The following is a 26531-nucleotide window of genomic DNA, read 5'->3' as shown; positions in this document are numbered from 1 at the left end:
GCACCAATTATGCTTAGTAACCGTTTCATCCACTCTACTCCTTTATTCAAATTAAAAACTTAAAATGCCCAGCTACCTTTACGAAAAATTGGTTCTACAGTTCCATCTGGTAGAATACCGTCAATGTCCATCTCACTGCTGCCAATCATAAAGTCCTCATGTGTTACTGAAATATTTGCCCCTAACGTTTCAAGCTGATCGTTTTCTAAATCTCTTCCACCCTCTAAGCAAGTTGGATAAGCTTTACCAATCGCTAAATGGTTCGATGCATTTTCATCAAACAATGTATTAAAATATAAAATTCCCGATGCTGAAATTGGTGATTCATGTGGTACAAGTGCTACTTCACCTAAATAGCAAGAGCCTTCATCCACATTAATAAGCTCTTGTAATAAATCATGTCCTACCTGTGCTTCAGCTTTAACAATTTTTCCTTCTTCAAATGTCAGTTTAAAGCCATCGATAATATTCCCTTGATAAACTAATGGTTTTGTATTGCTTACATAGCCATTTACACCTTGTTTCATCGGTAACGTATAAACCTCTTCTGTCGGCATATTAGCCATAAAGATAGTATCATCAGGAGTTTTACCACCTCCAGTAACCCATTTATGCTGTGGTGCTAATGCAATTGTTAAATCAGTACCTGGCGCTGTATAGTGAAGCTTCATATATTTTTTATCGTTCAGTAGGACCGCACGAGATTCTAAATTTGTTACATGTTCACGCCATTTTTCAATAGCACTGCCGTCACCAATACGAACAGCTTTAAAAATAGCCTCCCATAATGCTGGTACTTGATCCTCAGTTGCTAAACCTGGGAACACCTTCGATGCCCACTTTGGTGAAGGAACTGCTACCATCGACCAAGCTATTGAATCCTTCATTACGGCGTTGCGATTGTTTCTCAGAGCAGCTCCTGCTACCTTTTGATAGGTAGCTAGACGATCAGATGAAATACCTGTAAATTTATCAGGATCTGTAGCATCTATCATTAATAGTGCTCCTTTACGTTCGATCAGCTCATCATTCATTTTGACTATCCACTCTGGGAAGCGATTAAATTCTTCATCTGAGGCATAATCAAAGTAAGCACGTTCCATTTCTTCATCCGAAAAATTAACATGAACAAGCCCTGCCCCAGCCTTATAAGCCTCTTTCACAACTATACGGGCGAAATCCAATGCATCCACTGATGTATTGACTAATAAGTATTGCCCTGGTTGAATATTGACACCGATTTTCACCGTAAGTTCTGCATATGCTTGTAATTTTTCTTCAAAAGTCATATTATTTACCTCGCTTTTATTAAATTGGTTTTGAATTCCCCTCACTAACTTACTTTCTGAACAGGTTTTCTCAGAATTTCCATTTCCCATTTTTTATTAGAACATGATAACAACTAATGGATTTTTTCTACTACTCATATATTTAATTTCTAAACTTTGATTCAATTAATATTGATTTGTTTTTCAAAAAATCTAATCGAAGGGTATCAAACACTACATAAAGTTATAGAGTTCTTTATTGTGAAAGCTCACTCAGTTCTTCCCAATCTTTTCAATGCTGCTGTACCTAAAGACTTACCATCAATGGGGCGTTTAACATTCTCAATCACTCCTTTATCTTTACAAAAGCATTTTTGATAGATAAACATATCATTTGACATAAGATTAAATCATTTTAAATGAATTATCAAGCCATAAAATTTAATTTTTAAAAAATTCGGTAAAAAACCATATGAAAATAGATTCTATCAAAGGGAGCGATAACGGAAAAATTTTTACGCACACATGGATACGAAATTACTGCTCAAAAATACCCTCTTACATTTATCTGCAAGGGGGTTTTCTTTTTATTCATTTTGCAAATAAACAAACGTGTTTCCACTTTACCTATTTTTTCATGTTTACATTATCCTATCTAGATGAAGCTATCTCCTAGAGGTAACGCCACATGCCCATCAAGTTAAGAGTTAAATTGCCCCCATAGAAAGGAAAACTGAATCGGATTGTATGAATAATTATGAAGAGATAGAATTTTCGTTTTGGAGATATTTCAAAAGTTTAGCTTGATGGGTATGTGAATCTCCTCTCTATAACAAATATTTTTTAGTAAATGTTAAAAATTTTACGAGAATGTAATTTTTTAACATTTTAATTTTTCTCAATTGTATAACTTTATTTTTGAACTATACTTAATTCGTAATCCCAAAATTAGGAAAGGAGCTTTGAGATAGGACATTTATCTTAATTGTTTACTTAGAGGAGTGATTTAAGAAATCAATGAAGGTAATGTGTTTCTAAATTAATCAGGAAGGGAACTTGAAGTGTTACTATGCTTTTTTTTTACTCATCTAAAAATATCATCAACATTTTTTTATAAGTGTGAATTTAAAAAATCCACTTTCGGCATTAGTGAAAAAACTGATATTTCGTATGTAAGTAATAATGAATTTTAACGAAGGGACTGATCTATATGAACAGAAGAAAGAATTGTAGATTACAAAAAACTATAAAGGTGTTTGCAACATCTGCTATTTTAGCAACCACGTTATTTACACCTATTATGTCAAACAATTTAGATGTACATGCTGAAACTGCACAAACTGCAACTCAATTTGAACAAAGAGAGTTTGACCTTCCAGGTACAGGAAGTTTTTGGGATGAAGCAAAAAGAGAAAAAAGAAGTGAGCAAAAAAATTATATGCCAACAGGCATATATGTGAAACCTAATGAACAGGTTACAATTACAGTATCAGGAACGCAAAAGATTAGAGCCATTATTGGGACACATCAATATGATAAAGAATGGGGAAAAGAAATTGATCTTTCACCTGGCTCTAATACCATCTCTTCACCAAACGGCGGCGTATTAGGGTTAGATAATTTTCAAAGCACAGGAACAGTTAAGGTGCAAGTAACGCAAGGCGGTAGCCCTATTCCTTTCTTTGTATTAGGGAAACACACAAAAGCAGACTGGATTGCCATGATGAACAACTATCCAAATGCACATGCAGTACAATTGAAATCAGAACGAGCGGTGCTAACTGTAACTCGTGATAGTGCCAATAAATATATTGTAAATCAAGATCCTGTGCCCCTATTAAATAAATATGATGAAATGATTCGAGCGCAAGACAAGTTAGCAGGGCTATCTGAAACAGATCCTAATCCTTTACATCGTTCAACTCGTCGTATTTGGGCCTTTGTAGAAAATCCTAACGCACAAAGTTGGGGCATGTATGCAAGTTGGGATGGAGCCGTCTTTACGACTGCTGGTGAAGCTATCAAAAGTACTTTAAATGTCAATGAGTTTGGGTGGGGACAAATGCATGAAGCGGGACATGCACGACAACAATATCCATGGACGTGGAATGATTTAAGAGGTATGGGTGAAGTAACTAATAATCTATATTCTTTAGCTGCATTCAAGAAAATATACCCAAATATACCAACACGTTTAGATACAGAGGGAGATTATAATAGAGCTTTTGCGTATTTAAAACAAACAAATAAGGAATATAAAAATATTGACGACCTGTTTGTAAAACTTGTTATGCTTTGGCAACTTCATTTGGCATATGGGGATGATTTTTATCCAAATCTCCACAAATTATATCGTGAGATACCAGAGGATCAACTTCCCAAAACAGACGAGGATAAAATACAGGCATTTATTTACAATACATCGAAAATAGCAAAACAAAATGTACTGCCATTCTTTGATAAATGGGGATTGAAAGCAACACAAGAAACGAGACAAAAAGTAGAAGCTTTAAACAATCCAACATTAATTGCACCTATATGGGAAGCGACGGATGCTAAACCTGTTAAACCACTTGCTGTATTGTCAAAAAAAATAATGAAGGCAAGTGCAAATAGTGAGGAATCAACGGGCTCAGCTAGTAAGGCGATAGATGGAAAAACAGATACATTTTGGCATAGTACTTGGACACCAAATCAATATCCTTACAATTTGACACTAGAACTTGGTGATACACGTACCATTTCACAATTGGCATATCTTCCAAGGCAAGATTGGTCAGAAAATGGCCGTATTTTAACTTACAATATTTATACGAGTGTAGATGGCATTACGTATGACAAAATATCATCAGGAACATGGGAAAATAATAGTGATAAGAAAACGGCAACATTTACCCCAGTTACTGCAAAGTATGTAAAAGTGGAAGTAACGAAAGGACAGAATGGATTTGCTTCAGCAGCTGAAATAGATATTTTAGGGTATTAATTATTTTCACTTGTAAATGAGTATATGATCACAGGGTGGATTTTGAAATATTTTGAGGATCTGCCCTGTGATATTTTTTGCGTATTTCATGTTCTGTTTTCACTTTATAATTTCTGATAGGAAATTAAGTGAATAAGTTTCAGTTAATACTAATAAAGTAAAAGTCTATAATGATTCTTCAAAAATTTCTTCCTCAAAAAATCTTTTTTGTTTCAACATTTTTCTGACTACTTAGTTTTTCAAACACTGCTTCTGCTTCTTGACCATAATCTCTAAATGTACCTCCAGCAACAGAATCAATTTCTAAATATTTTTCCTTTGAAATCAGATTAGGAGTTAAGGAACCCATATTCTCATCTCCTACTAAAGACATGCACATAAATATAAGTAGAAATATAAGTAGAAATATAACTAATAATCCTAATGTTATTTTCCCTATTTATTGTCTCCTGTTCTAAAAAAACAGTTTCTGTCTATCATACCAACAATAGGGAATGTCCTTTTAGAATTTATAAAAAATATAAAAATACATGACAAACTTATATATAATTGCAAGTTCAACCCTTACAAAAAAACAAGATAAAAAAATAAACAGCAGAACTAGTCCACTGTTTACTTCGCCACGCCTTCATGTAATTTTTCTGTATAATCTTTTACATCTTTCCAGCTATCTTTCGCTGTATGTAAATCTTCTTTTATAAACGTAAACTCTTCCGGACTAATTCCTTTTACGTTTTGTAGTAAATTATTATATTTTGCACCTACTGTATACCATTGATTTGATATGTTTTGTAGTGCTGTAATTGCTGCATCAATTGTTTCTGTCATGTTTGTTGTTTTATTTTTTACATCAGTCAAAATTAAGACTTCTGCTTGCGCTCCTGAAATTCTATCTTTTAAATTAGCGATTTCTCTTTCTGCATTTGCGATATCTTTTTTCGCAACCGCGATCATTGGCCCGCCAGCAAGACATGTTATTAATGCTACACAAAGTACGCCACCAGCAATGACCATATCATTACTCTTTTTAATCGAATCGTTATATGTATTTATTTGTTGCTCTAGAGCTGGAATACCAGCATTCGTACTTGCCAATATCGCTGTTAACTGATTTGTATCTTCTTTGAAACTATTTGTATCTTTCGCCATTCTATTGCGAAAAGCTTTCAAATTTCCTAATAATCCATCTACCTCATTTTGATTCTTTACAATATCTGCATACAACTTTTCTAAATCCGCTTTTAATTTTCCGCTATCCTTTTGATCAATCGCTATTAACATGTCATTATAATACGATTGAAAAGTATTATTGTAATTTATAATATTTTGATCTGTTTTCATAATTTGAGGCTTCATATTATTTAACCAATATGCTGCATTAATTTTTGCATCTCTTTGATGCTGAATCATATTTCCTTTAAATTCACTATTAATCGAACTTATTTTACTTAAATCCGTCTCTTGTTGATTTTGAATTAATTTTGCATATGAATCCATTGCAAATATGCTTGATGTCGTTTGTGCCATTACATCTTGGAATCCTGCTGGTCCAAGAGAATAGTTTTTCACATTTTCTTGTAGCACCGTTACATTTTGTTCTGCTGCAAAAGGATGTAAAGGAAATGCGTTACTCGTTGCCACCCCAGCAATCATTACCGCTAAAAGACATTTTTTATAAAATCGTTTCTGCATATTTTTCACCTATTCTCTTTATAAGGATATCAAAAGCTCCTGCTCACAACTGAACAGGAGCTTCAAATCATTCATCAACACTTAACGCCCTAACGATTCGTATTCGATTATGCTTTTTTCGTATCTACTACTTTAATATCTTCAGCATAAATCTTTTCTGCATAGTCTTTAATGTTTTTCCAGCTATCTTTCGCAATGTTTAAATCTTCTTTAATGAAAACAAGATCGTTTGGACTAATTGAATCCACATTTTGAAGTAAAGAATTGTATTTTGATCCCATTGTGTACCATTGGTTTGAAATATTTTGTAACGCTGTAATTGCAGTATCAATTGTATTTGTTAAATACTCTGTTTGTGTTTTAATGTTCGTTAATCCTGCTACTTCTAATTGCGCAGTTGTAACTTGTCCTGTTATCTTTTGAATTTCTGCTTGTGCATTATCAAGCTCTTTCTTCGCTAATACGATTCCAGCTGTACCACCGCCTACAGCTGCTGCACCACCTGCAATTAATGCTACTCCTAGCGGTGTTCCTGCACCCGTAGCAATAACTACTGCACCACCGATAATTGCAATTGGTCCTAGAGCTGTCGCAACAGATGAACCGATAATAATTGCATTATATTTACTAATCGCTTCATTGTACGTTGTAATTTGATTTTGCAGAAGCGGAATTCCTGCATCTTGACTAGCTAATATAGATGTAATTTGATTTGCATCACCCTTGAAGTTTTGCGTATCCGAAGTCATTTTATTTCGGAATTTCTTCAAGTCTTCTACTAACTGATCCACTTGCGCTTTATTTTCATTAATACTACTTGATAATCTAGTTAAGCCTTTCGTAAGAGTCGCTTTATCCTTTGCATCAACTGCAGCAACTAAAGTATCATAATAGTTTTGGAATTTCGTATTGTAGTTAATGATGTTTTGATTCGTTGAAATAAGCTGTGGCTTTAATACATCTAACCATTGCTTCGCATTTCCTCTAGCTGTATCTTGATGCTGAATCACCTTTCCTTTTAAAGCTGCATCAACAGTCGATACATTTCCAAAGTTAACATTACCTTGTTTAATAATTGTTAAAGCATACAGATCCATTACTAAAGCATTTGAACCTGTTCTTTCCATTGCATCTTTCAAGCCTTCTGGTCCTAATGAATATTCTTCATAGTCATTATAAGCTTTTGCTACCGCATGAACTGGAGCTTGTTTCACTGTACTTTCAGCTGCATACGTATGAGCCGGCATAATATTTCCTGCTGCAAATACTGCCATCAGTGCTGATAGAGCCATTACTTTATAAGGTTTTTTTGTCATTTTTCTTCTCTCCCTATATCGCTAATTATTTTTCTGTTTAATGTACTTCAACGTTTGTAACGTAATCTTCAAATTGATTTGTTTGCTTATTCATTTCATCACTTACTTTTTTAATTTGATTGAAATGTTTTTGAAGTAAACTACTGTCTGTATACGTGCCTTCTTCAACATTCGTTTGAATTTGGATCATATTATTATTTAAAACTTTCCAATCCGTTAATAACGTTTCTAAAGTTGTAATTTGACGATCAATTAATTCTGTAAAGCTATTTACTTGATCTTCAACGAATGTAATTTGAGTCGCCTCTGCTTCAGTTTGTGATAACTTTTGAATAAGTGGTAATAACTCTTTTTGCTTTTGTTGAATGCGAAGAGCTGCTTCTCTCGTTTGACTATCTGCAGCATTTACAATTTCATTACTTAAAGTACCGATAGAAACAAAATCAATTGTTTTCGTTTGTGCAGTTTGATTTGTGATTGTAAATACTTGTTTACCGATATTAATAGAACCTTTAATGATTTCTTGAGGTCTATTCAAAATAGTAGTTAGTTCAGCTTGAATTTCTCCTTGAATTCTTTTAATATCTTCTCTTAATTTCACAATATCTCCACTTGATCCTTGTAGTGTTTTTATTGCTTCATCGGCTTTAATTGATAAGTTGTTACTATCTTTGTCTAATACTGTTTTAAATCGATTTAACTCTAATAAATCTTGCTCCATACTCTCTTGGATGCTTTGTACTTGCAATTGTAATTTTCCATATGCACTCATAAAATCTGCTTTTGCTTGCTGATCTTCATTTACGTTTCCTGCTAGTTCATAGAGCTTACTATAATAGCTATTAAATCTAGTGCTGTATCTCATCATCTCTTGATTTAAGTCAATTAGCTTCGGATTATATTCATCAATCCACTCTCGTACATTCGCCTTTGCAAACTTTTGATGATTCGTTAAGCTACTCATCGCATTTACCTTAATGTCTGGCTGTTGCAAAATAATTAATCCGTATGCTTGAATAAGCGGTGATTGTGATCCTAACATTCTAATTGAATTGGATAATGTATTTGGAGCAATTACATTTTGCGCATATACTGTTTTCACTTCCGTTTGCCCCTCCTTAGCGTAAGCGCTTACAGGAATGAAGCAACTCGTAGATACTGCTGTAACCAATAACCCTGTAATTAAAGTCTTTTTCACTTTAACTCCTCCTATGTATTAGCAACTATTACTATCGCATTTTATTATTCTATTTTCTTGCCCATAATTTGAGATGGTTAAAATAGAGAACGTTCTCACCGTGATCTATGTATGAACCATCTCTCCCAACTGTTATTGCTACAGTACTTACTTATTTTTATAAAACTTTTCATATGTGTTTAGTATGAATAATATTGTATAAATTTTCTATTTCATCGAAATTCCCACATTCACACAGTGAATATATTACATAAAAATATTATTCATTTTAAACTAAACAACATACGTAAATATGAAATTTCGTTTTGTTTTCATATAAGTTTTGTACTGTAAGGTCATTTAAACACAGCTGTTTATATAACGTAAAGAAGTATTTTCATTCCCTTTATTTTCAAGCTTTCATGTCCTTATTTCAAAATATAATCCGATTCACTTTATCGATTGAAATATCTACATATCACAACAGAAAACACTACTTGCAAACAACCGGTAAAATTATATTGATATAATTTTTAACCCCGTATGCAATTATGCATAGCATATACACAAAAAGGATAGCTTCATTTTCACGAAACTATCCTTAAAAAATCTTCTTATTTTTTCAAATGATATGGAACTGTCGTAATAACAACATTTCTTTTATAAAGTAAATACGCACGTATGAGTAAACTGGATTGATTATGAAGAATGTTATGCCAACCTTTTTTCGGAATGAACTGTGGTATAACGACCGTAACGCGGTAATTCGATTCACTTGCCTTATATTGCACTGTATCAATGAACTTCGTTAACGGCTGAATAATACTTCTATAATGAGAATGTAATGTAACAAGCCTTACTTCAGGTTGCCACACCTTCCATTTCTCTTCAAATTTCTTTTCCTCTTCTCTGTCAAAAGCAACATATACAGCGATAACTTGATCTGCAGAAAGAGATTTCGCATAGTTCAATGAATTTTCTACTACATGCGTCATACCTGCTACAGGAACGACAATTACATTCCCCTCAATTGGAATAAGAGGTTCACAAGTTTTTAAACTTAATTGATCACCCACTGCATCATAATGCTTCTTAATTCGATGAAACAAGAAGATAATAGCAGGTAAGAAAATAAGAATCGACCAAACTTGTGCAAATTTAGTTAAAAAGAACATGCTCATTACGATAAAACTAATAACTGCACCAATTAAATTAACCGTTAATTTTAAAACCCATCCTTCAGGTTTTTCGCGAAGCCACTTTAATACCATCCCTGTTTGAGAAAGTGTAAATGGAATAAATACCCCTACTGCATATAACGGAATTAAATGTTCTGTTTGTCCTTGGAAAGCTACAATTAAAATAATCGAAGCAACTCCAAGTATTATAATACCGTTTGAGTAACCTAGACGGTCTCCTCTAATCGTAAACATTCTCGGTATGAATTTATCTTTTGCGAGGTTAACCGCTAATAAAGGAAATGCAGAATAGCCTGTATTAGCTGCGAGAATTAATATTAAAGCTGTTGTACCTTGTATGAAATAGTACATGAAATTACGTCCAAATGTTTGTTCAGCAATTTGAGAAACAACTGTTACTTCTTTACTCGGCGTCACTCCGTAATAATAAGCTAAAAATACAATTCCTGAAAATAACACAGCAAGTAATGCACCCATTGCAAGCAATGTTTTTGCAGCATTGTTTGGCGCAGGATCTTTAAAGTTCGGAATTGCGTTTGAAATTGCTTCAACACCTGTTAAAGCAGAACTACCTGATGCAAATGCTCTTAACAGTAAAAACAAACTAATACCCGCAACCGGCGTTCCGATCGGCGTGTGTAAAGTTGGTGAAACGTGACCAGTCAAAATATTATATATGCCTACACCAATTAATATAAATAGGGCTAAAACAAATAAATAAACAGGATATGCTAAAACAGAAGCCGATTCCGTTACTCCTCTTAAATTTAAGATCGTAATAAATATAACAAATATAATCGCAATGATTACATTATGTGCATGTAAACTAGGAAAAGCAGATGTTAGCGCATCTGTACCTGCAGATACACTTACTGCAACAGTTAAAATATAGTCGACTAATAAAGATCCTCCAGCAATTAAGCCTGGATTCATCCCTAAATTTTCTTTTGATACAACATACGCTCCCCCGCCATGCGGATAAGCAAAAATAATTTGACGATAAGATAAAATAAGGGCTGTCAATAATACTAATACCCCAACAGCGATCGGAATGGAATACCAATAAGCGATCGCTCCCACACCTGCTAAAGCAATTAAAATTTGTTCTGGACCGTAAGCAACTGATGACAATGCGTCAGAAGATAAAATAGCTAAAGCTTTCGTTTTATTAAGCTTTTGTTCTCCAAGCTCTGTTGATTTTAACGGTCTTCCAATTAAAAATCTTTTAATAGATGAAACCAATGCTGTCCACTCTCCAATAATTTTGTACGAACTTTTCTGCTTGTTACAGCCAGTAAACGATTTCCTCAGAAAACAAAAAATGTCTACAAGCCATAGCGAAATAGACTTGTAGACATTATTTTTTTTGTCGCACAAGCTCCACCTTCCTTCTCAATATAACGCTTACGAGGTTAGCTGTCGGATTCGGGCCTATGAGTAGCCCTACCTTTTTCAAGGATTCACCCCATCGGATTATGTACTAATCCGTAAAAACGGGTCCCCCGTACCATGCGGTTTCAGCGATTTAGAAAATTGAAACTGTGGATTATAATACTCCTTTATTTTCAAAAAGTAAACAAAAATTTTTAATAAGAAAAAAATTAAAATGATTGCGCATAATCCGCTGAGAAATATACATAATGAATATTAAAAATCCGCAAAGGAGACCCATATGTCTAAAGAAAAGAAGCCTATTTTTTCCGATTCATATTTAGATGCAGTAGCAAATGAAATTAATCAGTTATATGGTAAACGTGAACAGGAAATAAATTTGACAGATAGAACGAAAAGAAATAAATAATTTGTCATACAAAAAATAAAAAAGATAGCAATACACTTATATATTGCTATCTTTTTTATTTTTTCATACATCTAATTCTATTACAGATTTGTTAAAGGTCATCTCTTCATACACCTTTAAATTTTGATATATAGATTCTAATAATGGTGCCGCTATAGAAAATTTCTCTGCTACATCCAGTAAATATCCTTGCAAGTGCTTCCCTTCAATAAACGAACCCTTTTCCATATCACGTTGCATTGATGACTTCATATCATACGAAATTTTATCAATCGTTTTCATATGTTCCTGGGCAATATTAGCCTTTACTGGAGCTCCTAATACTCTCATGATTTGTACAGATTCCTCAAACACATTACGGATAAAATCACGGCCGCCTTCACTTTCACGGATTGGTCCAATTGGTGCACGCATTAACGTTGTCACACCTGACATTACAGTAATAAATAAATATTTATGCCACATATCTTGCGTAATATTTTCACTTAAAACAAAACTAGACTTCGTACCTGAAAATGCTTTAGAAATATGCTTTACTCTCTCTGAATTTTGAGACTTAATTTCTCCAAACACAAGTCTGTTGGCAGCGCTAGTTTGTACAATTTCTCCTTGATCGTTTAACGTCGTCTCGATAAAGCATAAACCGCCAATTACTTTTTCTTCGCCGAATTCTTTTTGTAGTAGTGATAAATGAGCGATACCATTTAACAATGGAATGATTACAGTATTATCGCCAACAAACGGCTTCAAATCTTGAATAGCCTCGTTTAAGTGATACGCTTTTGTTGAAAATAAAATAACATCAAATGGAGAAGTTCTCTCTTCTTTCGTTATTAATTTCGGTTGGAAGGAAAAATCCCCGTTAACACTTCGGATTACAAGTCCTCTTTCCTCTAATTGTTTTTTCCGTTTACTACGAACAAGAAACGTGACATCTTCTCCCTTCTCGACTAATCTGCCACCAAAAAATCCTCCGACTCCACCAGCGCCTAATACTAAAATCCGCATACAGCATCCCCCTTTTCAAAATACAATTTTATAACTTTTAGTATACATAACATTATACATGTTCCCTGCTAAATAAGCTGAATTTTCACTCTTAATTGAGTATAAAAGAGTGGTTATTTTCAAATAAATTTGGGCATGTTGTTTCTATAGCATATATGGAAAGGACACAATGTAGATGGAGGCAATACAATCAATTGAGGAAAAAGGTGTAGCAACAGCTATATTTCAATTTATATTCCCGTTTTCGTTTAAAGCTGGATATGAACAAGAGATGTTCCCTTTCTTACAAAAAAACGATTTTCGTCCTTTTCGGCTCGATCATCTCGATGATGAAAATACATATTATGGGGAGTTTAAAGTTTCACATCAAAATATGGAAGCATACTATCTTTCATTTACAAATAAAATTCTCTTTCCTCACTCAGAGCATCAAAAGGGCTTGCAACGTTATTCAAAGGACCTTAACTTAACTGGACATTTAACAACAAACCTTATTTCAATTCCATTCAAGATACACTCTATTGATGTCACACTTTGTCCTTATGAACTTGGCTTCTTAACAATTCGAACAGAAGTAAACACTGCTCCAAACATGACTTTATCTGAAGCAATCGAATTCGCTGCTCGCTTCCGTGTACTTGAAACTAAAAATGATACAAATGAGACTATTTGTATTGAATGTAACGGAAAAAAGTATTCCCAAGTTGAAAAATTCATTTTCGGTTATTTATTTCATGGTGTAACTGATTTCTTTGAAAAGAAGAGATTAAGAAGTTCATACTTTCAAACCTTCCCTTTCTTCGAAGACCAAAGAATGTACGTCCAAACTTTATTGTCACTAAAAGAAGGTATGGAGCTTAATGAAGTGGATGTTTATCGTACTTCTAGTCTTTCCGGATTAACAAGTGATGGTAAGCCATATGTGAGCGCAAATAACCTTCCTTACATTCATGACTATTTAAAAAAACACGCTTACCAGAGATGGGCTCCAAATCGTTATTTCATAATGGAAGAACATATTTTTACATGTGTAACAAATGAAGGAGAACGTAAAATCGCTAAACTTGCTAGTCAAATGTACGGAGAATTTTATTACGCTTTATTATTAAACCTATTCCATAAAATTGTTTTATTAAAAATGGCTAACGCCTATGCTGAGCTAAACATTGAACAAGATACTAATGAAATAGAGAAATTAATTTATTCGATCAATTCGTTCACTGCTAATTATTTTTCTTTAGAATTAGTATCCCAATCACAAAGTGAAGATATTTTCTTTCGTTTAAGAAAACTTTTTAATATTGAGGTTCTATACTCGAACGCGAAACAAAATCTTGATAGTTTGTTTAAATATCAAGAAAATGTCGCCTCTAAAAAAGATAGCCTCTTATTATTAATTTTAACGCTCTACTCTGTAGTGGGCCAAATGTTAGGGTTTACTATGATTGACCTTTTAAGAAACACCGATTCAAACAAAATATCGTCACCTCTTGAATTTTTCGCTCTATTAATTGCGATTAGCGGCATTGTCATTTCACTTATTTTAGGAGCCCAAAGTTTATACCAATGGGGTCTACAGCATAAACGAAGAAAAGCTTGGGTAAAACAAACTGTACTTTCTGCCGTTAAAGAGAAAGAAGATAAAAATTAAAAAAGGTTATTTTCAAATTCTTGGCGCGCTGCATTAAGTGAAATTTTTATGAGCGATTTTCCGATTATATCGGCGCAACTCGAAATATATCAGCGATTTTTTTAATATATCGACTTACCGACAAATGACAGGACCGGATAATAAAAAAAGGGTGCTCCAAAATAAAACTTGGAGTACCCCTTTTATTATACGAATTCAGTTTACTTCCCTGCTTCGATTTGCTCTAATGCAGCAGCTACTTGCTCTTCCGTTAATTCATGTTGTATTACGTAGCGGTTACGTGGACTTACACGACATTCATGAGAACATGCACGTAAATATTTCGCTTCGTTTTCTTCAGAACATAAAATTTTCTTATTACATTCTGGATTTGAACAGTTTACATAGCGCTCACAAGGTTCACCTGTAAAGTGGTCTTTACCAACGATAACATGTTCTTTTTGGTTTACTGGTACAGCAATACGCTCATCGAACACGTAACATTGTCCATCCCAAAGCTCACCTTGTACCTCTGGGTCTTTTCCGTACGTTACAATTCCGCCGTGAAGCTGACTTACATCTTCATAGCCTTCACGAACTAACCAACCAGAAAACTTCTCACAACGAATTCCGCCTGTACAATAAGTTAAAATCTTTTTACCTTCAAGTACTTCTTTATTTTCACGAATCCAATCTGGTAATTCACGGAATGATTCGATATCAGGTTTAATCGCACCTTTGAAGTGACCTAAATCAAACTCATAATCATTTCGTGCATCAATGATAACTGTATCTTCTTGTTTCATTGCTTCATAAAAATCTTTTGGCTCTAAATACTTCCCAGTTATTTCGTGTGGGTTAATGTCATCTTCTAGACGAAGTGTAACTAACTCTGGACGAGGACGCACGTGCATTTTCTTGAATGCATGACCATCAGCTTCATCTATTTTAAATACGATACCGTCAAAACGTGGATCATTGTTCATTGCTTCCATGTATTTCTCTGTTTGTTCTACAGTTCCAGAACAAGTTCCGTTAATACCTTCTTTCGCTACAAGAATTCTTCCTTTTAATTCAAGTGAATTACAAAATGCTAAATGCTCTGCCGCGAATTCTTCTGGGTTTTCAATTGTTGTGTACATGTAATATAGTAATACTCTGTATGGTTTTGTAGTTGCCAATGTATTTCTACCACCTATCTAATTTTTAAAATCATGTATAAGTTAACGTTCATATCAAAACATATATAATAAGAAAATGAATCCCATTTTCTTTTCTTTATACTATTTTCTATCAGTTAACAAAAATAAAAAACAAGATTACACATCAAAACACTATGGTTATGTTGTAATCCCAATATATTATATATCATACAAATGCAATTCCATCAATTAATATGCTGGATTATCGGCTTTATGTTCACATAAATTTCAAAATTGACCCTTTAATTTATTATGTTTCCCCACGTCATCACACCATAAACTCCCAATTTATTTTACGTTATCACACCATCCATTGCATAAAGGCATATAATTTGCATTAAGGAAACTTTCGTGTTCAAATGAAATTATCATATAACATATCTAAATGTATTGAAATAATGAGTAAGAATAAATACAATAATTTCATCAAGTTAACATTTTAAAGGGGAAAACTACTATGAATAAAGATATAACAAAAGATGAACATCTCCCTTCTGAAAGTACAACCGTACAATCAGCTCACTTAGCTTTAAGTGGAGAAACAAAAGGCTGGAAAAGACTGTTACCATTTTTAGGACCCGCTTTTATAGCGTCCGTTGCTTATATTGATCCTGGCAACTTTGCTACAAATATCGCAGCTGGTTCACAATATGGATATTTACTATTATGGGTTATACTCGCCTCTAACTTAATGGCTGTATTAATCCAAACTTTATCAGCTAAATTAGGAATTGCTACAGGAAACAATTTACCCGAAATAGCTCGTGAAAACTTTCCAAAGCCTGTGTCTATCGGTTTATGGATACAAGGTGAACTAGTTATTATGGCTACAGATTTAGCGGAATTTATTGGAGCTGCATTGGGGCTTTACTTACTATTTGGAATCCCGATGCTACCTGCCGCTTTAATTACAGCAGCCGGATCATTTATTATCCTTGAATTTCAACGTAGAGGATTTCGTCCACTAGAAGCTATTATTACAGGAATGATTTTCATTGTAGTAATTGCTTTTGGGATTCAAGTTTTTTATGCAAAACCAGAATTAAGTCCCCTTCTTTCAGGACTATTTATTCCAAAATTCCAAGGTGTAGACAGTATATTACTTGCAGCAGGGATTTTAGGTGCGACAGTTATGCCGCATGCAATATACTTGCATTCTGCATTAACACAACGCCGTGTGGTTGGAACAACTGACGAACAAAAGAAAAAGATTTTTCGTTTCGAATTTATCGATATTATTATTGCAATGGTTATTGCTGGAGCAATTAATGCAAGTATGTTAATTGTTGCTGCTGCACTATTCTTTAAAAACGGCTTGCACGTTGAAGATTTAGATGTTGCTTACACTCAATTTACCAACTTAGTAGGTCCTGTATCAGCTGCTTTGTTTGGAATTGGGCTCTTATCAGCAGGACTATCTAGCTCTTCTGTCGGTACAATGTCGGGTGATATTATTATGCAAGGTTTCATTCGCATGCATATTCCGTTATACTTACGCCGATTTATTACAATGATTCCACCATTAGTTATTATCGCTTTAGGTGTAAATCCAACTTACGCTCTAGTCATGAGCCAAGTCGTCTTATCATTCGGTATTGCATTTGCACTAGTGCCACTTATTATGTTTACAAGTAACAAAAAGATTATGGGTGCACTCGTTAACCACCGTATAACAACATTTATCGCTTGGATAATTGCAGCACTCGTTATCGTTTTAAATATCTTCTTACTGTATCAAACATTTATAGGGTAATGAAAAAAGGGTATTCCAATTTTAATTTGGAGTACCCTTTTTTTCATTATTTGTATTAATCCTATAAAGTCTTTTTAAAATAAATTTTATAATCTATTTCCAGCCAATAACTTCCTTACACCTTGAATAATCTTTATTTTCAGATTAAATTATATAATAACAAATACATTCTATTTTCATGTGAAAAGGAGCGAAAATATGTTTCCTTTATTAAAAACTGAAAGACTTATTTTAAGAGAACTTACCGAAGAAGATGCACCGCGTATACTACAATGCTTTTCTAATACTAATGTACTGCGCTATTATGGCCAAAAACCGTTACAAGATGTTGATCAAGTGAAACAAATCATTCATAACTTTAAGTTGAGTTACAATGCAAGAAACGGTATAAAATGGGGAATCGAATTAAAAGACAAGAAAGAACTCATCGGTACCATTGGTTTTCACGATTGGTCTTCTGAGCATAAACGAGCCAATATAAGTTATGCCTTTTTGCCTGAACACTGGGGAAAAGGATATGCGACTGAAGCTGTTTCTGAGGTTATATCATACGGTTTCCATACGATTCATTTAAAGCGGATTGGGGCAATTGTATTTCTTGAAAATGAAGCTTCCAATAAAGTGCTATTAAAACTAGGTTTTGAAAAAGAAGGAGTTCTAAAAAATTATATGTATCAAGATGATATCCCATATGATACGAATTTTTACGCTTTATTAAAATCGGTTTAATAGAATTCATGTGTAAAAAACCTTACTTTTAAAAAGTAAGGTTTTTTGTATTTATTCATTAGCAATATAAGCATTCTTATAAGTATAAATACCACCAAATTGATGCTTTTCAATTCCTTTTACATAATCCTTTTGTACATATGCTGAGCCAATATGATAAAGCGGCGCCACCGCAGCATCTTCTAATAATACCTGCTCGGCTTCTCGCAACGCTTTCCATCGATTTTCCGTATCTAGTACAAAATCCGTTTTCGCTTTCTTTATTAATTCATCGTAACGAACATTAGAATAATTCATTTTATTATTCGGATTCCCTGTCGTAAATAACTCTAAATAACTAATTGGGTCTTTATAGTCAGGTCCCCAATTTGCCATAGTTATATCGTAATCACCTATTTGTTCTAACTGTAATTTTTGCTTAAATGGCTGTTGTTTAATTTGTATCGTTAACCCTTGCAAATTCTTCTCTAAATCACCTTTTATATATTCTGCCATACGTATTGCGTTATCTTGTTCGAACGTTAAGAACTCTAGGTTTACTTGTTCTACCCCAAGCTCTTTTTTCGCTTCTTCCCAAAGTTTTTTCGCATTTTGCAAATCATATGAGGAAATATCTCCATTTTCTTTTCTAAAATCTTTACCAGTCACTTCATTTACATGACCAACTGGTACAAGTCCACTTGCAGGTTTTGCTCCGTTATTAATAAAGTGAGCAACGAAATCATCTTTATTTAACGCTAATGAAATAGATTGACGCACCTTTTTATTTGCTAACGCGTTATTTTTTTCATTAAAACGAAGCATAGCAATTCCAGGATCACTCGACATATGTAATTCCTTATTCCCTTTATACTTGTCTACAACTTGCGAATTAATAGGTACTCGATCTAAATCTCCGGCTTCATATAAATTTACAGCTGTCATTGTATCCTTTACGATATGAAAGTTTATTTCGTCTAATTTCACTTTCTTTCGATCCCAATATGTAGCATTCTTCTTTAATTGAAACTCTTGTTCATGCTTCCATTTTTCTAATACAAATGGACCGTTATATATGAGATTACTAGGTTCCAATGCATAATTGTTTCCTTGTTCGTTCAAAAATGATTCATGCTGTGGTAAGTATATAGGTAGTGCTAACAACTGTAAAAAATACGGAACTGGCTGTTCGAGTTCAACTTCTAACGTATAATTATTTATTGCTTTAACCCCAAGTGCATCAAGAGGCATTGTTCCCTTATTAATCTCTTTCGCATTTTTCACATAAAAGAGCATGTATGCATATTGAGATGCCGTTTCAGGATTAATTGCACGTTTCCATGCAAATATAAAATCATTTGCTGTCACACTGTCTCCATTTGACCATTTTGCATCTTTACGCAAATCAAATGTATATTTCTTACCATCTTCACTTCTTTTAAACGATCTTGCTACTGCTGGAATAGGCTGATCTTGATCATTTAATACATATAACCCCTCAAATATATTCTGCATAACGTGGGCTGATGTACCATCCATTGTTTTCGCAGTGTCCAGAGAAGGAATTTCTTCTGATACTGTTACATTTAACACTTGTTTTTTAACCTCTGTATCACTTTTATTCGCTTTATTATTACAAGCTGTTAATAATAAAGATGTAACAAGTGCCATTACCATTAAATGGCTCTTTTTTCGCTTCATGAGTTGTTCTCCTTAAATATAAAATATTATAAAGCGTAATATATTATAGCAGAAATACTAACAGAAAGATGCGACATTCTTTTGAATATTTATTCGTTCAAGAAAAAAGCTATCCTTTTAAAAGGATAGCTTTTTCAACTGCCACATAATTATCTATCTTTGCAAACCTCGTTTATAACGACTTGCTTCAAATATAATACGCTCTTCATCTAACGTTTTACATTCGCCATTCCAAACGACATGTTTTCCGTTAATAATTACATCGCTTATATCTTTTCCACTAGCAGCATATACAAGGTGTGATAACACTTCATCCGCTGGTTGTAAATGCGGCTTATTAGACGGGTCAATCGTAATAAAATCAGCACACTTACCAGCTTCTAGTGACCCTGTTTGTTTCATCCCGATTACTTCCGCAGCTCCTTTTGTCGCAAGAGAAAGAGCTGTTTCAACTGGTAATGCTGTTGCATCTTGGTGAATACCTTTTTGTAATAAAGTCGCTATGCGCATTTCTTCAAACATGTCTAAATTATTGTTAGATGCAACACTATCTGTTGCAATTCCTACTTTTATTCCTGCTTCTAGCATCGCTTTTACATTCGCTATACCAGAACCTAGTTTTAAATTACTATTTGGGTTATGTGCTACTCGAACATCATGTTCTGCTAAAAATGCACGCTCATCATCATTTAATACTACACCGTGTGCAATAACTGTTGGGCGTTTAAACAATCCGCAGCTCGCTGCATATTCTACTGGACGTTTTCCATACTGTGCTTCAATATCACGTACTTCACGCTCTGTTTCAGAAAGATGGATATGAACCATCGTTTGATTCTCTACTGCAATCCGTGCGCACTCTTCTAACAATTCTGTACTACATGTATATGGACTATGTGGTGCAACCATCGTAGTTAACATGTCACTTTCGTTATAGTAACGCTTCACATATTTCTCAGCTTCTTCAATCGCTTTCTTTTCATCGTCTTTCGTTCCGAAGCTAAATAAAGTCCTTGAAACAGCAGCTCGCATCCCGCTCCTTGATACCGTTTCCATAATTGCGTCTTGATCTACTCCAATTGGATTAAACATGTCAGAGAATGATGTTGTACCACTTTTCACCATCTCAAGTAATCCTAATTCCGTACTAGCGACCGCAATTTGGGGAGTAAATTGACTTTCCAGTGGCCAAATTCTCGTCTCAAGCCATGGCTGTAATAACATATCATCTCCAATACCTCTTAGGAGACTCATTACAACGTGTGTATGTGTATTTACAAGCCCTGGTAAAACCCACTTTCCTTTCATGTCAATTACTTCATCTACTTCAAATTCATTAGCGAATTCTCCGCTCTTTACATCTATAATTTGATCATTCTCTACAATGATATATCCATTTTCTATCACTTCGTTTTGTTCATTCATCGTTACAATTGTAGCGTTTACATAAGTTGTTTTCAAAAGTATTTCCCCTTTCAACTCTATGAAGTTCCCTTTAATAAGTTACCACCATTATAGTAACTTATTAAAGATTAAGAGTCAAAAGATAATTTTAATTCTTTCGTTATTTTTCCCTTCAAAATGTTATATTGCTTTTCATTTGTATCTGCAAATGCTTCTTCCCGATTTGACTTTTCATCCATATAATTCAATTTCCCATTGAATTGAGTCTCTGTAAAATCAAATCTCTGCCCATCTATAAAGTTATAAAAGTGCCATACCTCTCTTACTTTTGTCTTTTTAATTTCTCCTCCGTATATGTCTTGAACGACAAGAGCTGTAACACCACATTGTCCCTTTGCTGGGTTTTCAATTGTCCACTTTGAACTCGTTTCAATCGACCACGATTTTATTAGTGCTTCATATATTCTTTTTTCCTTTACATCATCCATTCTAATCTTCCCCTACTATTAATAGTTTTACACATCATATTTCAAAAGAGGCAGTACACGCCCCTTAAAGATAGTTGATGGTGTCTCTCCTATTAACTGTGCTCCCATTTTCAAGTAATATCCTTTTGCATTCGGATCACTATCAATTGTAAAACTTTTTAATCCTAGTTCATTGGCTTTTTCTATTACATACTCCCAAAGTATTTTCCCGTAACCTTTTCCTTTGTAATGAGGATGAATGTACAAGAAATCGAGAGCTTTATCATTACGTAAAAATGAGAAAAAACCAATCTTCGCATTATCGTTTACTAAAACATATACAAAATTATTTTTTATGTACTCTTCCGTAATTGTTAAATCTTCCTTACAAGCAAGTATGAATTCTTCACTATAATTCCACGTTGCTTTTGAATGTAGTGCGAGTTCACTTAATTCATTTGCTTCACTTAATAATGCTTCTCTTATCTTCATGATTCTTTTTCCTCACTTTCAATATGTACACTACTAAATTGATTCGGAAAGCACTTCAAAAAAACCTTTAATTCCCATAAAATAGAAATTGATTTTATAAATCTTTATTATAATCAGTACGATTTTCAACAATTTTTTTAAAGAAAAAGAACGCCATCCCTAAAAGTTGGCGTTCTCTTTTTCTAAAATTTAATCTTCAAGCTCACTCATTCGTTTTACTATTTCGTACAATACAAACCTATACAGTTTCTACTACCGCTTCAAGCATTGTTCCATTTTTAGCATAGTTCGTATGCCAAGAAAAAGCTTTTTCTAAAATATGAGGAGTTTGTCCACCTCTTATTTTTGCTTCTTCGTAATAAGCTCGTAGCTGTTCACGATACATTGGATGTGCGCAATTCTCAATAATAAGTTCCACTCTTTCTCTTGGCGCAAGTCCCCTTAAGTCGGCATATCCCTGTTCAGTGACGATAACATCTACATCATGTTCAGTATGGTCTACATGAGAAACGAAAGGAACGATACTTGAAATGTTACCACCTTTCGCAATCGATTTAGTAACAAAGATAGCTAGGCGAGCATTTCTTGCAAAATCGCCAGACCCACCAATACCATTCATCATTTTTGTACCTAAAACGTGAGTAGAGTTAACATTTCCGTATATATCTAATTCTAATGCAGTATTAATTGAGATTAATCCAAGGCGACGAATAATTTCAGGATGATTGGAAATCTCTTGTGGACGCATCATTAATTTGTCACGATATTTTTCAAAGTTAGAAAATACTTGTTGCATTTTCTCTTCAGAAAGCGTGATAGAACAACAAGAAGCAAAATTGACTTTTCCAGCATCCATAAGATCAAAAACTGCATCTTGTAAAACCTCGGAATATACTTCTAAATCTTCAAATTCTGAATCTAACATTCCATGCAATACGGCGTTAGCCACTGAACCAATTCCTGATTGTAACGGCGCTAAACGATTTGTTAATCGGCCTACTTTGACTTCTTCTCGAAGGAATTCTATTAAATGCTGTGCCATAATAACAGTTTCTTCATCCGGAGGAACAATTGTCGATGGCGAATCCAATTGATTCGTAAACACAATTCCCTTTACTTTTTCAGGATCAATTGGAATACCGATTGTTCCAATTCGGTCATCTGTTTTCACAAGCGGAATTGGAAGCCTCTCCCCTTGTTTACCTGGTTCATATAGATCATGTAGCCCCTCTAATTGCGCGGATTGAGCCATATTCATTTCAATAATAATAGACTTAGCATTTAAGGAAAACGCTAAGGAATTTCCAATTGAAGTGGTTGGAATAATCATTCCGTCCTCTGTAATCGCAACCGCTTCCAAAATAGCGAAATCTATATCCAGAACGTCAGCACGGAGTAACTCTGCTGTATGAGACAAGTGTTGATCCACAAATAAAAAGTCTCCGTTATTAATTCCTTTTCGCATAGTAGCGTCAGCTTGGAAAGGTAATCTTTTCCCTAAAATTCCTGCCTCAGCAAATAATTTGTCTACATCCGATCCTAAAGAAGCCCCAGTATAAACATTTACTTTAAAAGATTCATCATTCTTAACTCGGTTTACAAGCGCAAATGGGACTGCTTTTACATCACCTGCACGTGTAAACCCACTTAAGCCTAAAGTCATTCCACTTTGAATCCAGGAAGCTGCTTCTTCAGGTGTAACTACCCGATCTTTTAGACGTTGATCTCTGATTCTATCTAAATTGTTCTCCATATGTAATCCCTCTCTCATTGAATATTCATAATTATTTTACACATTAACACTATCAAAATAGGGATTTTAGTATACAATGCCGAAAATTCAGACAGAACAGCAAATCTAGGTTCTAAAGCAGAAAAATTTAGAATCCTAGAAGTTTACGGAAATAACTAGCGTATGATTGACTAACTGGTACTCTCTCACCATTATCCATCGAAAGTACAAAAGTAGAATGGGTATCAGGATAAATCGCTTTAATATGATTAACATTTACAATAAACGAACGGTGACATCTAATAAATGAATCTTTCGGAAGCAAGTATTCGAATTCTTGCAGAGAGTATTTATGTGTTCCTGATAACTCTTCTGAATTCACATACGTCTTTTTATCTTTAGCCTCTAAATACATAACCTTTGAAAAAGGAACCGGAATCCAGCCGTCTGTTGTTTTTAAAGTAACAACTGACTTTCCATCCGTTAAAGCTGGATAAATTGCCGTCACGCAACCTTCAAGCTTTCCATTGTTTGAAAATGGTACAGCCATTCCATGATAAGGAATACCAAAAACATCCCGATTCATAAACTCAGAGGTTTTTTGATTCATCACCATCGCTTTATGAGCAATCGTTCCTTCCTTTATAGGATCCCCGACACTAATCTTTAAATCAATTCGTTTACTTGGCCGATAGTAAATATATTCTTTCGTATTCGAAACAGCAATTGAAATTTCATCTGAAAATAGTTCCCCAACAACATCTAGTAATAAACCTAACGTTCTATCTTCCATTCTATTAACACCTCATTCACTATTATACTACTATTATGAACGAGCATCTGTTGCTTTATAAAAAGTTTAATTTTAAATTACTTTTAAAATTAGTTTTATTCACTATTACTTCGTTACTACAAAAAACCTCACTTCAGAAAAGTGAGGTTTCCTCTCATACAATATTTTTTTATTTTTTATTAAGTAAAGTGAATTTAAGAATTTATTGCCCCTATTTCTGTATAATAAATAATCCCAAACTACAAACAGTTTGGGATTATCTTTCTCATTTATTATGCGCATCTAACCACGAAATTAAATCTTTAAATACTTCATCCTTATTTACTTCATGAAACATTTCATGTCTACCATTTTCATATAAACGTAGTGTCACGTCTTTCACACCACATTTTTTATAGTTTTCATATACTTCTTTTACACCTTTCCCCATATCGCCAACAGGATCACGATCACCAGAAAATATATGTATTGGAAGATTCTTTGGCGTCTTCTTGTATTCTTCTAGTTTATTTACTTCTAATACTCCAGAAAATAATTCTCGGTAAAAACTCGTCGTACAAATGAAACCACATAACGGATCCGCAATATATTTATCAACTTGATTATTATCTGAAGATAACCAATCAAATTTTGTACGATTTGGCTTAAAGTTCGAATTGAAGTTTCCGAAAGATAAAAAGTTTAACATTGGACTTTTCGTTTTTGCCCCGCGCAATTTCATTTCGATTGTTGCTACTTTATGACCAATAGCTCCTAAAAGCCCTGGATTTCCACCTGTTCCTGAAATCAGAAATCCATCGTATAGTTCACCCCTAAGTTGTACAGCACGTCTTGATAAAAAAGAACCCATACTATGTCCAAGTAAAAACAAAGGACTTGACTGCTCTTCTTTTATCCTTTCTGAAACAAAGATAACATCCGATACAACTTGATTCCACCCTATATTTGGTTCAAAATGACCATAATCTTCTTCTTTTTTTACTGTTTTCCCATGTCCTTTATGATCATGCGCATAAACACCATACCCTGCTTCCAATAAAGCATCTACAAATTCTGTATACACCCCTGCATGCTCTGTCATGCCATGTGCAATTTGAATAATTCCTCTCGGATCTCCTTCTGGTAACCACTTACGCAAATAAATTTCCGATCCATCCAATGCCGTAACGAAACTTTCCTGTACATTCATTTCGTCAGCCCCCAACTCTATTATGTATAGCTTTAAGAAAATGAATATCCATTCACTTTTCTTATTTTATATTATATGTAATTGCTTTCATTATGACAAATGATGTATTTTTCAGACTTGCTTTTAAACTAATTTCTTGACGAATTCAAAATAAAATTATATAGTCACTTACATAAAGTAACTATATAATTTTTAGGAGGTTCCTACTATTATGATGCCATCATTATTTTTAGCACATGGTTCGCCTATGCTCGCTATTCAAGATACAGACTATACACGATTTTTAAAAACACTTGGAGAAACATATAAACCGAAAGCAATTGTTATTTTCACTGCTCATTGGGAAAGTGAAGTATTAACGATTTCCTCATCAGATAACGAGTATGAAACAATTTATGATTTTGGAGGTTTTCCCCCTGAGTTATACGAAATCAAATATCGTGCGAAAGGCTCTTCTCATATTGCATCTATTTTAGAAACAAAATTTAAGAACAAAGGTATTTCAGTCCATCATAATATGACGAGAGGTTTAGATCATGGTTCATGGACACTCCTGCACCGCATGTATCCAGAAGCAAATATTCCTGTCGTGCAAATATCAGTCAATCCATTCCTTTCTGCAACAGAACAATTTGAAATTGGAGAAGCACTTAAAGGACTCGGACAAGAAGATATTTTAGTAATCGGGAGTGGCGTTACCGTTCATAATTTACGAGCACTGAAATGGAATCAAACTACACCTGAAAAATGGGCAATTGAATTTGATGATTGGATTATTAAACATATGCAGAATAACGATAAAGATGCATTGTTTAATTGGGAGAAAAATTCTCCTCATGCACAATTAGCAGTACCAAGAGCAGAACATTTTGTTCCTTTATTTATCGCTATGGGAAGTGGTGAAAATAGCGGTGAAGTCATTCACCGTAGTTACGAGCTTGGTACATTAAGTTATCTTTGTCTTCGATTTTAAAGAAAAGGATGAAGCACATGCTGCTTCATCCTTTTTCTTT

At 34.0% G+C, this 26531-nt stretch carries 21 protein-coding genes and 1 riboswitch; of the genes, 6 read left to right on the top strand and 15 right to left on the bottom strand.

What is annotated here, in order from left to right:
* Nucleotides 1-59: 59 nt before the first annotated feature.
* Nucleotides 60-1289 (bottom strand): aminopeptidase, encoded by a 1230-nt coding sequence (locus GD442_RS08865; RefSeq protein WP_000141967.1) that lies wholly within the window; start codon nt 1287-1289, stop codon nt 60-62.
* Between the two features lie 1189 nt (nt 1290-2478).
* Between GD442_RS08865 and GD442_RS08860 the strand changes: the two genes are divergently transcribed.
* Nucleotides 2479-4254, top strand: coding sequence for a M60 family metallopeptidase (locus GD442_RS08860; protein WP_071740401.1), 1776 nt, complete (start codon nt 2479-2481; stop codon nt 4252-4254).
* A gap of 193 nt (nt 4255-4447) precedes the next feature.
* Here GD442_RS08860 and GD442_RS08855 read toward each other — a convergent pair whose 3' ends face one another.
* The 5 genes from GD442_RS08855 to GD442_RS08835 all read right to left on the bottom strand — a co-directional run bounded on the left by GD442_RS08855 (nt 4448) and on the right by GD442_RS08835 (nt 10880).
* On the bottom strand, nt 4448-4627 hold the full coding sequence (locus tag GD442_RS08855) for a hypothetical protein (RefSeq protein ID WP_025687226.1): 180 nt from the start codon (nt 4625-4627) through the stop codon (nt 4448-4450).
* Nucleotides 4628-4866: 239 nt separating this feature from the next.
* On the bottom strand, nt 4867-5946 hold the full coding sequence (nheC, locus tag GD442_RS08850; protein WP_001171994.1) for a non-hemolytic enterotoxin NHE subunit C: 1080 nt from the start codon (nt 5944-5946) through the stop codon (nt 4867-4869).
* Nucleotides 5947-6053: 107 nt separating this feature from the next.
* On the bottom strand, nt 6054-7262 hold the full coding sequence (nheB, locus tag GD442_RS08845; RefSeq protein WP_000162976.1) for a non-hemolytic enterotoxin NHE subunit B: 1209 nt from the start codon (nt 7260-7262) through the stop codon (nt 6054-6056).
* Between the two features lie 37 nt (nt 7263-7299).
* Nucleotides 7300-8460, bottom strand: coding sequence for a non-hemolytic enterotoxin NHE subunit A (gene nheA / locus GD442_RS08840; RefSeq protein ID WP_000751828.1), 1161 nt, complete (start codon nt 8458-8460; stop codon nt 7300-7302).
* A 593-nt stretch (nt 8461-9053) separates the two neighbouring features.
* Nucleotides 9054-10880: an APC family permease gene (locus GD442_RS08835; RefSeq protein WP_000254901.1), complete on the bottom strand. Its 1827-nt coding sequence runs from the start codon at nt 10878-10880 to the stop codon at nt 9054-9056.
* A gap of 144 nt (nt 10881-11024) precedes the next feature.
* Nucleotides 11025-11171: riboswitch (cyclic di-AMP (ydaO/yuaA leader) on the bottom strand.
* Between the two features lie 139 nt (nt 11172-11310).
* Between GD442_RS08835 and GD442_RS28260 the strand changes: the two genes are divergently transcribed.
* Nucleotides 11311-11439, top strand: coding sequence for a hypothetical protein (locus tag GD442_RS28260; RefSeq protein WP_000031873.1), 129 nt, complete (start codon nt 11311-11313; stop codon nt 11437-11439).
* 63 nt (nt 11440-11502) lie between these two features.
* Here GD442_RS28260 and panE read toward each other — a convergent pair whose 3' ends face one another.
* Complete coding sequence (gene panE, locus GD442_RS08830) at nt 11503-12447, bottom strand: 2-dehydropantoate 2-reductase (protein ID WP_001221892.1); 945 nt, start codon at nt 12445-12447, stop codon at nt 11503-11505.
* A 175-nt stretch (nt 12448-12622) separates the two neighbouring features.
* Here panE and GD442_RS08825 point away from each other — a divergent pair, with 175 nt between their 5' ends.
* On the top strand, nt 12623-14098 hold the full coding sequence (locus GD442_RS08825; RefSeq protein ID WP_025710134.1) for a hypothetical protein: 1476 nt from the start codon (nt 12623-12625) through the stop codon (nt 14096-14098).
* Nucleotides 14099-14298: 200 nt separating this feature from the next.
* On the opposite strand, the gene trhO is transcribed toward GD442_RS08825, so the two are convergent.
* Nucleotides 14299-15258: an oxygen-dependent tRNA uridine(34) hydroxylase TrhO gene (gene trhO, locus GD442_RS08820; protein ID WP_000246214.1), complete on the bottom strand. Its 960-nt coding sequence runs from the start codon at nt 15256-15258 to the stop codon at nt 14299-14301.
* 478 nt (nt 15259-15736) lie between these two features.
* On the opposite strand from trhO, the gene GD442_RS08815 reads away from it, so the two are divergent.
* Nucleotides 15737-17032: an Nramp family divalent metal transporter gene (locus GD442_RS08815; protein WP_001030678.1), complete on the top strand. Its 1296-nt coding sequence runs from the start codon at nt 15737-15739 to the stop codon at nt 17030-17032.
* Nucleotides 17033-17230: 198 nt separating this feature from the next.
* A complete protein-coding gene (locus GD442_RS08810; RefSeq protein WP_000484220.1) occupies nt 17231-17761 on the top strand; it encodes a GNAT family N-acetyltransferase in 531 nt (176 codons plus the stop codon).
* Between the two features lie 51 nt (nt 17762-17812).
* Here GD442_RS08810 and GD442_RS08805 read toward each other — a convergent pair whose 3' ends face one another.
* The 7 genes from GD442_RS08805 to GD442_RS08775 all read right to left on the bottom strand — a co-directional run bounded on the left by GD442_RS08805 (nt 17813) and on the right by GD442_RS08775 (nt 25518).
* A complete protein-coding gene (locus tag GD442_RS08805) occupies nt 17813-19441 on the bottom strand; it encodes a peptide ABC transporter substrate-binding protein (RefSeq protein ID WP_000823515.1) in 1629 nt (542 codons plus the stop codon).
* A gap of 153 nt (nt 19442-19594) precedes the next feature.
* The gene (locus GD442_RS08800; RefSeq protein WP_002025625.1) at nt 19595-20920 is read right to left on the bottom strand and encodes a bifunctional S-methyl-5'-thioadenosine deaminase/S-adenosylhomocysteine deaminase; all 1326 of its coding nucleotides are present in this window, start codon (nt 20918-20920) and stop codon (nt 19595-19597) included.
* Nucleotides 20921-20973: 53 nt separating this feature from the next.
* Entirely contained in the window at nt 20974-21333 is a 360-nt protein-coding gene (locus GD442_RS08795; RefSeq protein ID WP_000342907.1) for a YunG family protein, read from the bottom strand.
* Nucleotides 21334-21360: 27 nt separating this feature from the next.
* Nucleotides 21361-21804 (bottom strand): GNAT family N-acetyltransferase, encoded by a 444-nt coding sequence (locus tag GD442_RS08790; RefSeq protein WP_063219840.1) that lies wholly within the window; start codon nt 21802-21804, stop codon nt 21361-21363.
* Nucleotides 21805-22042: 238 nt separating this feature from the next.
* On the bottom strand, nt 22043-23557 hold the full coding sequence (locus GD442_RS08785; protein WP_000429812.1) for a succinyl-CoA:acetate CoA-transferase ScpC: 1515 nt from the start codon (nt 23555-23557) through the stop codon (nt 22043-22045).
* 127 nt (nt 23558-23684) lie between these two features.
* Nucleotides 23685-24329, bottom strand: coding sequence for a LytTR family DNA-binding domain-containing protein (locus tag GD442_RS08780; RefSeq protein WP_000390211.1), 645 nt, complete (start codon nt 24327-24329; stop codon nt 23685-23687).
* A gap of 265 nt (nt 24330-24594) precedes the next feature.
* Entirely contained in the window at nt 24595-25518 is a 924-nt protein-coding gene (locus GD442_RS08775; RefSeq protein WP_001102583.1) for an alpha/beta hydrolase, read from the bottom strand.
* A 211-nt stretch (nt 25519-25729) separates the two neighbouring features.
* On the opposite strand from GD442_RS08775, the gene GD442_RS08770 reads away from it, so the two are divergent.
* Nucleotides 25730-26491: a DODA-type extradiol aromatic ring-opening family dioxygenase gene (locus tag GD442_RS08770; RefSeq protein WP_078386372.1), complete on the top strand. Its 762-nt coding sequence runs from the start codon at nt 25730-25732 to the stop codon at nt 26489-26491.
* Nucleotides 26492-26531: the final 40 nt, after the last annotated feature.

This window comes from Bacillus sp. A260, assembly GCF_009861435.1.
Classification (GTDB): domain Bacteria; phylum Bacillota; class Bacilli; order Bacillales; family Bacillaceae_G; genus Bacillus_A; species Bacillus_A cereus.
The sequence above is the reverse complement of the archived record's forward strand: the minus strand, read 5'-3'. Positions and strand labels throughout refer to the sequence as shown.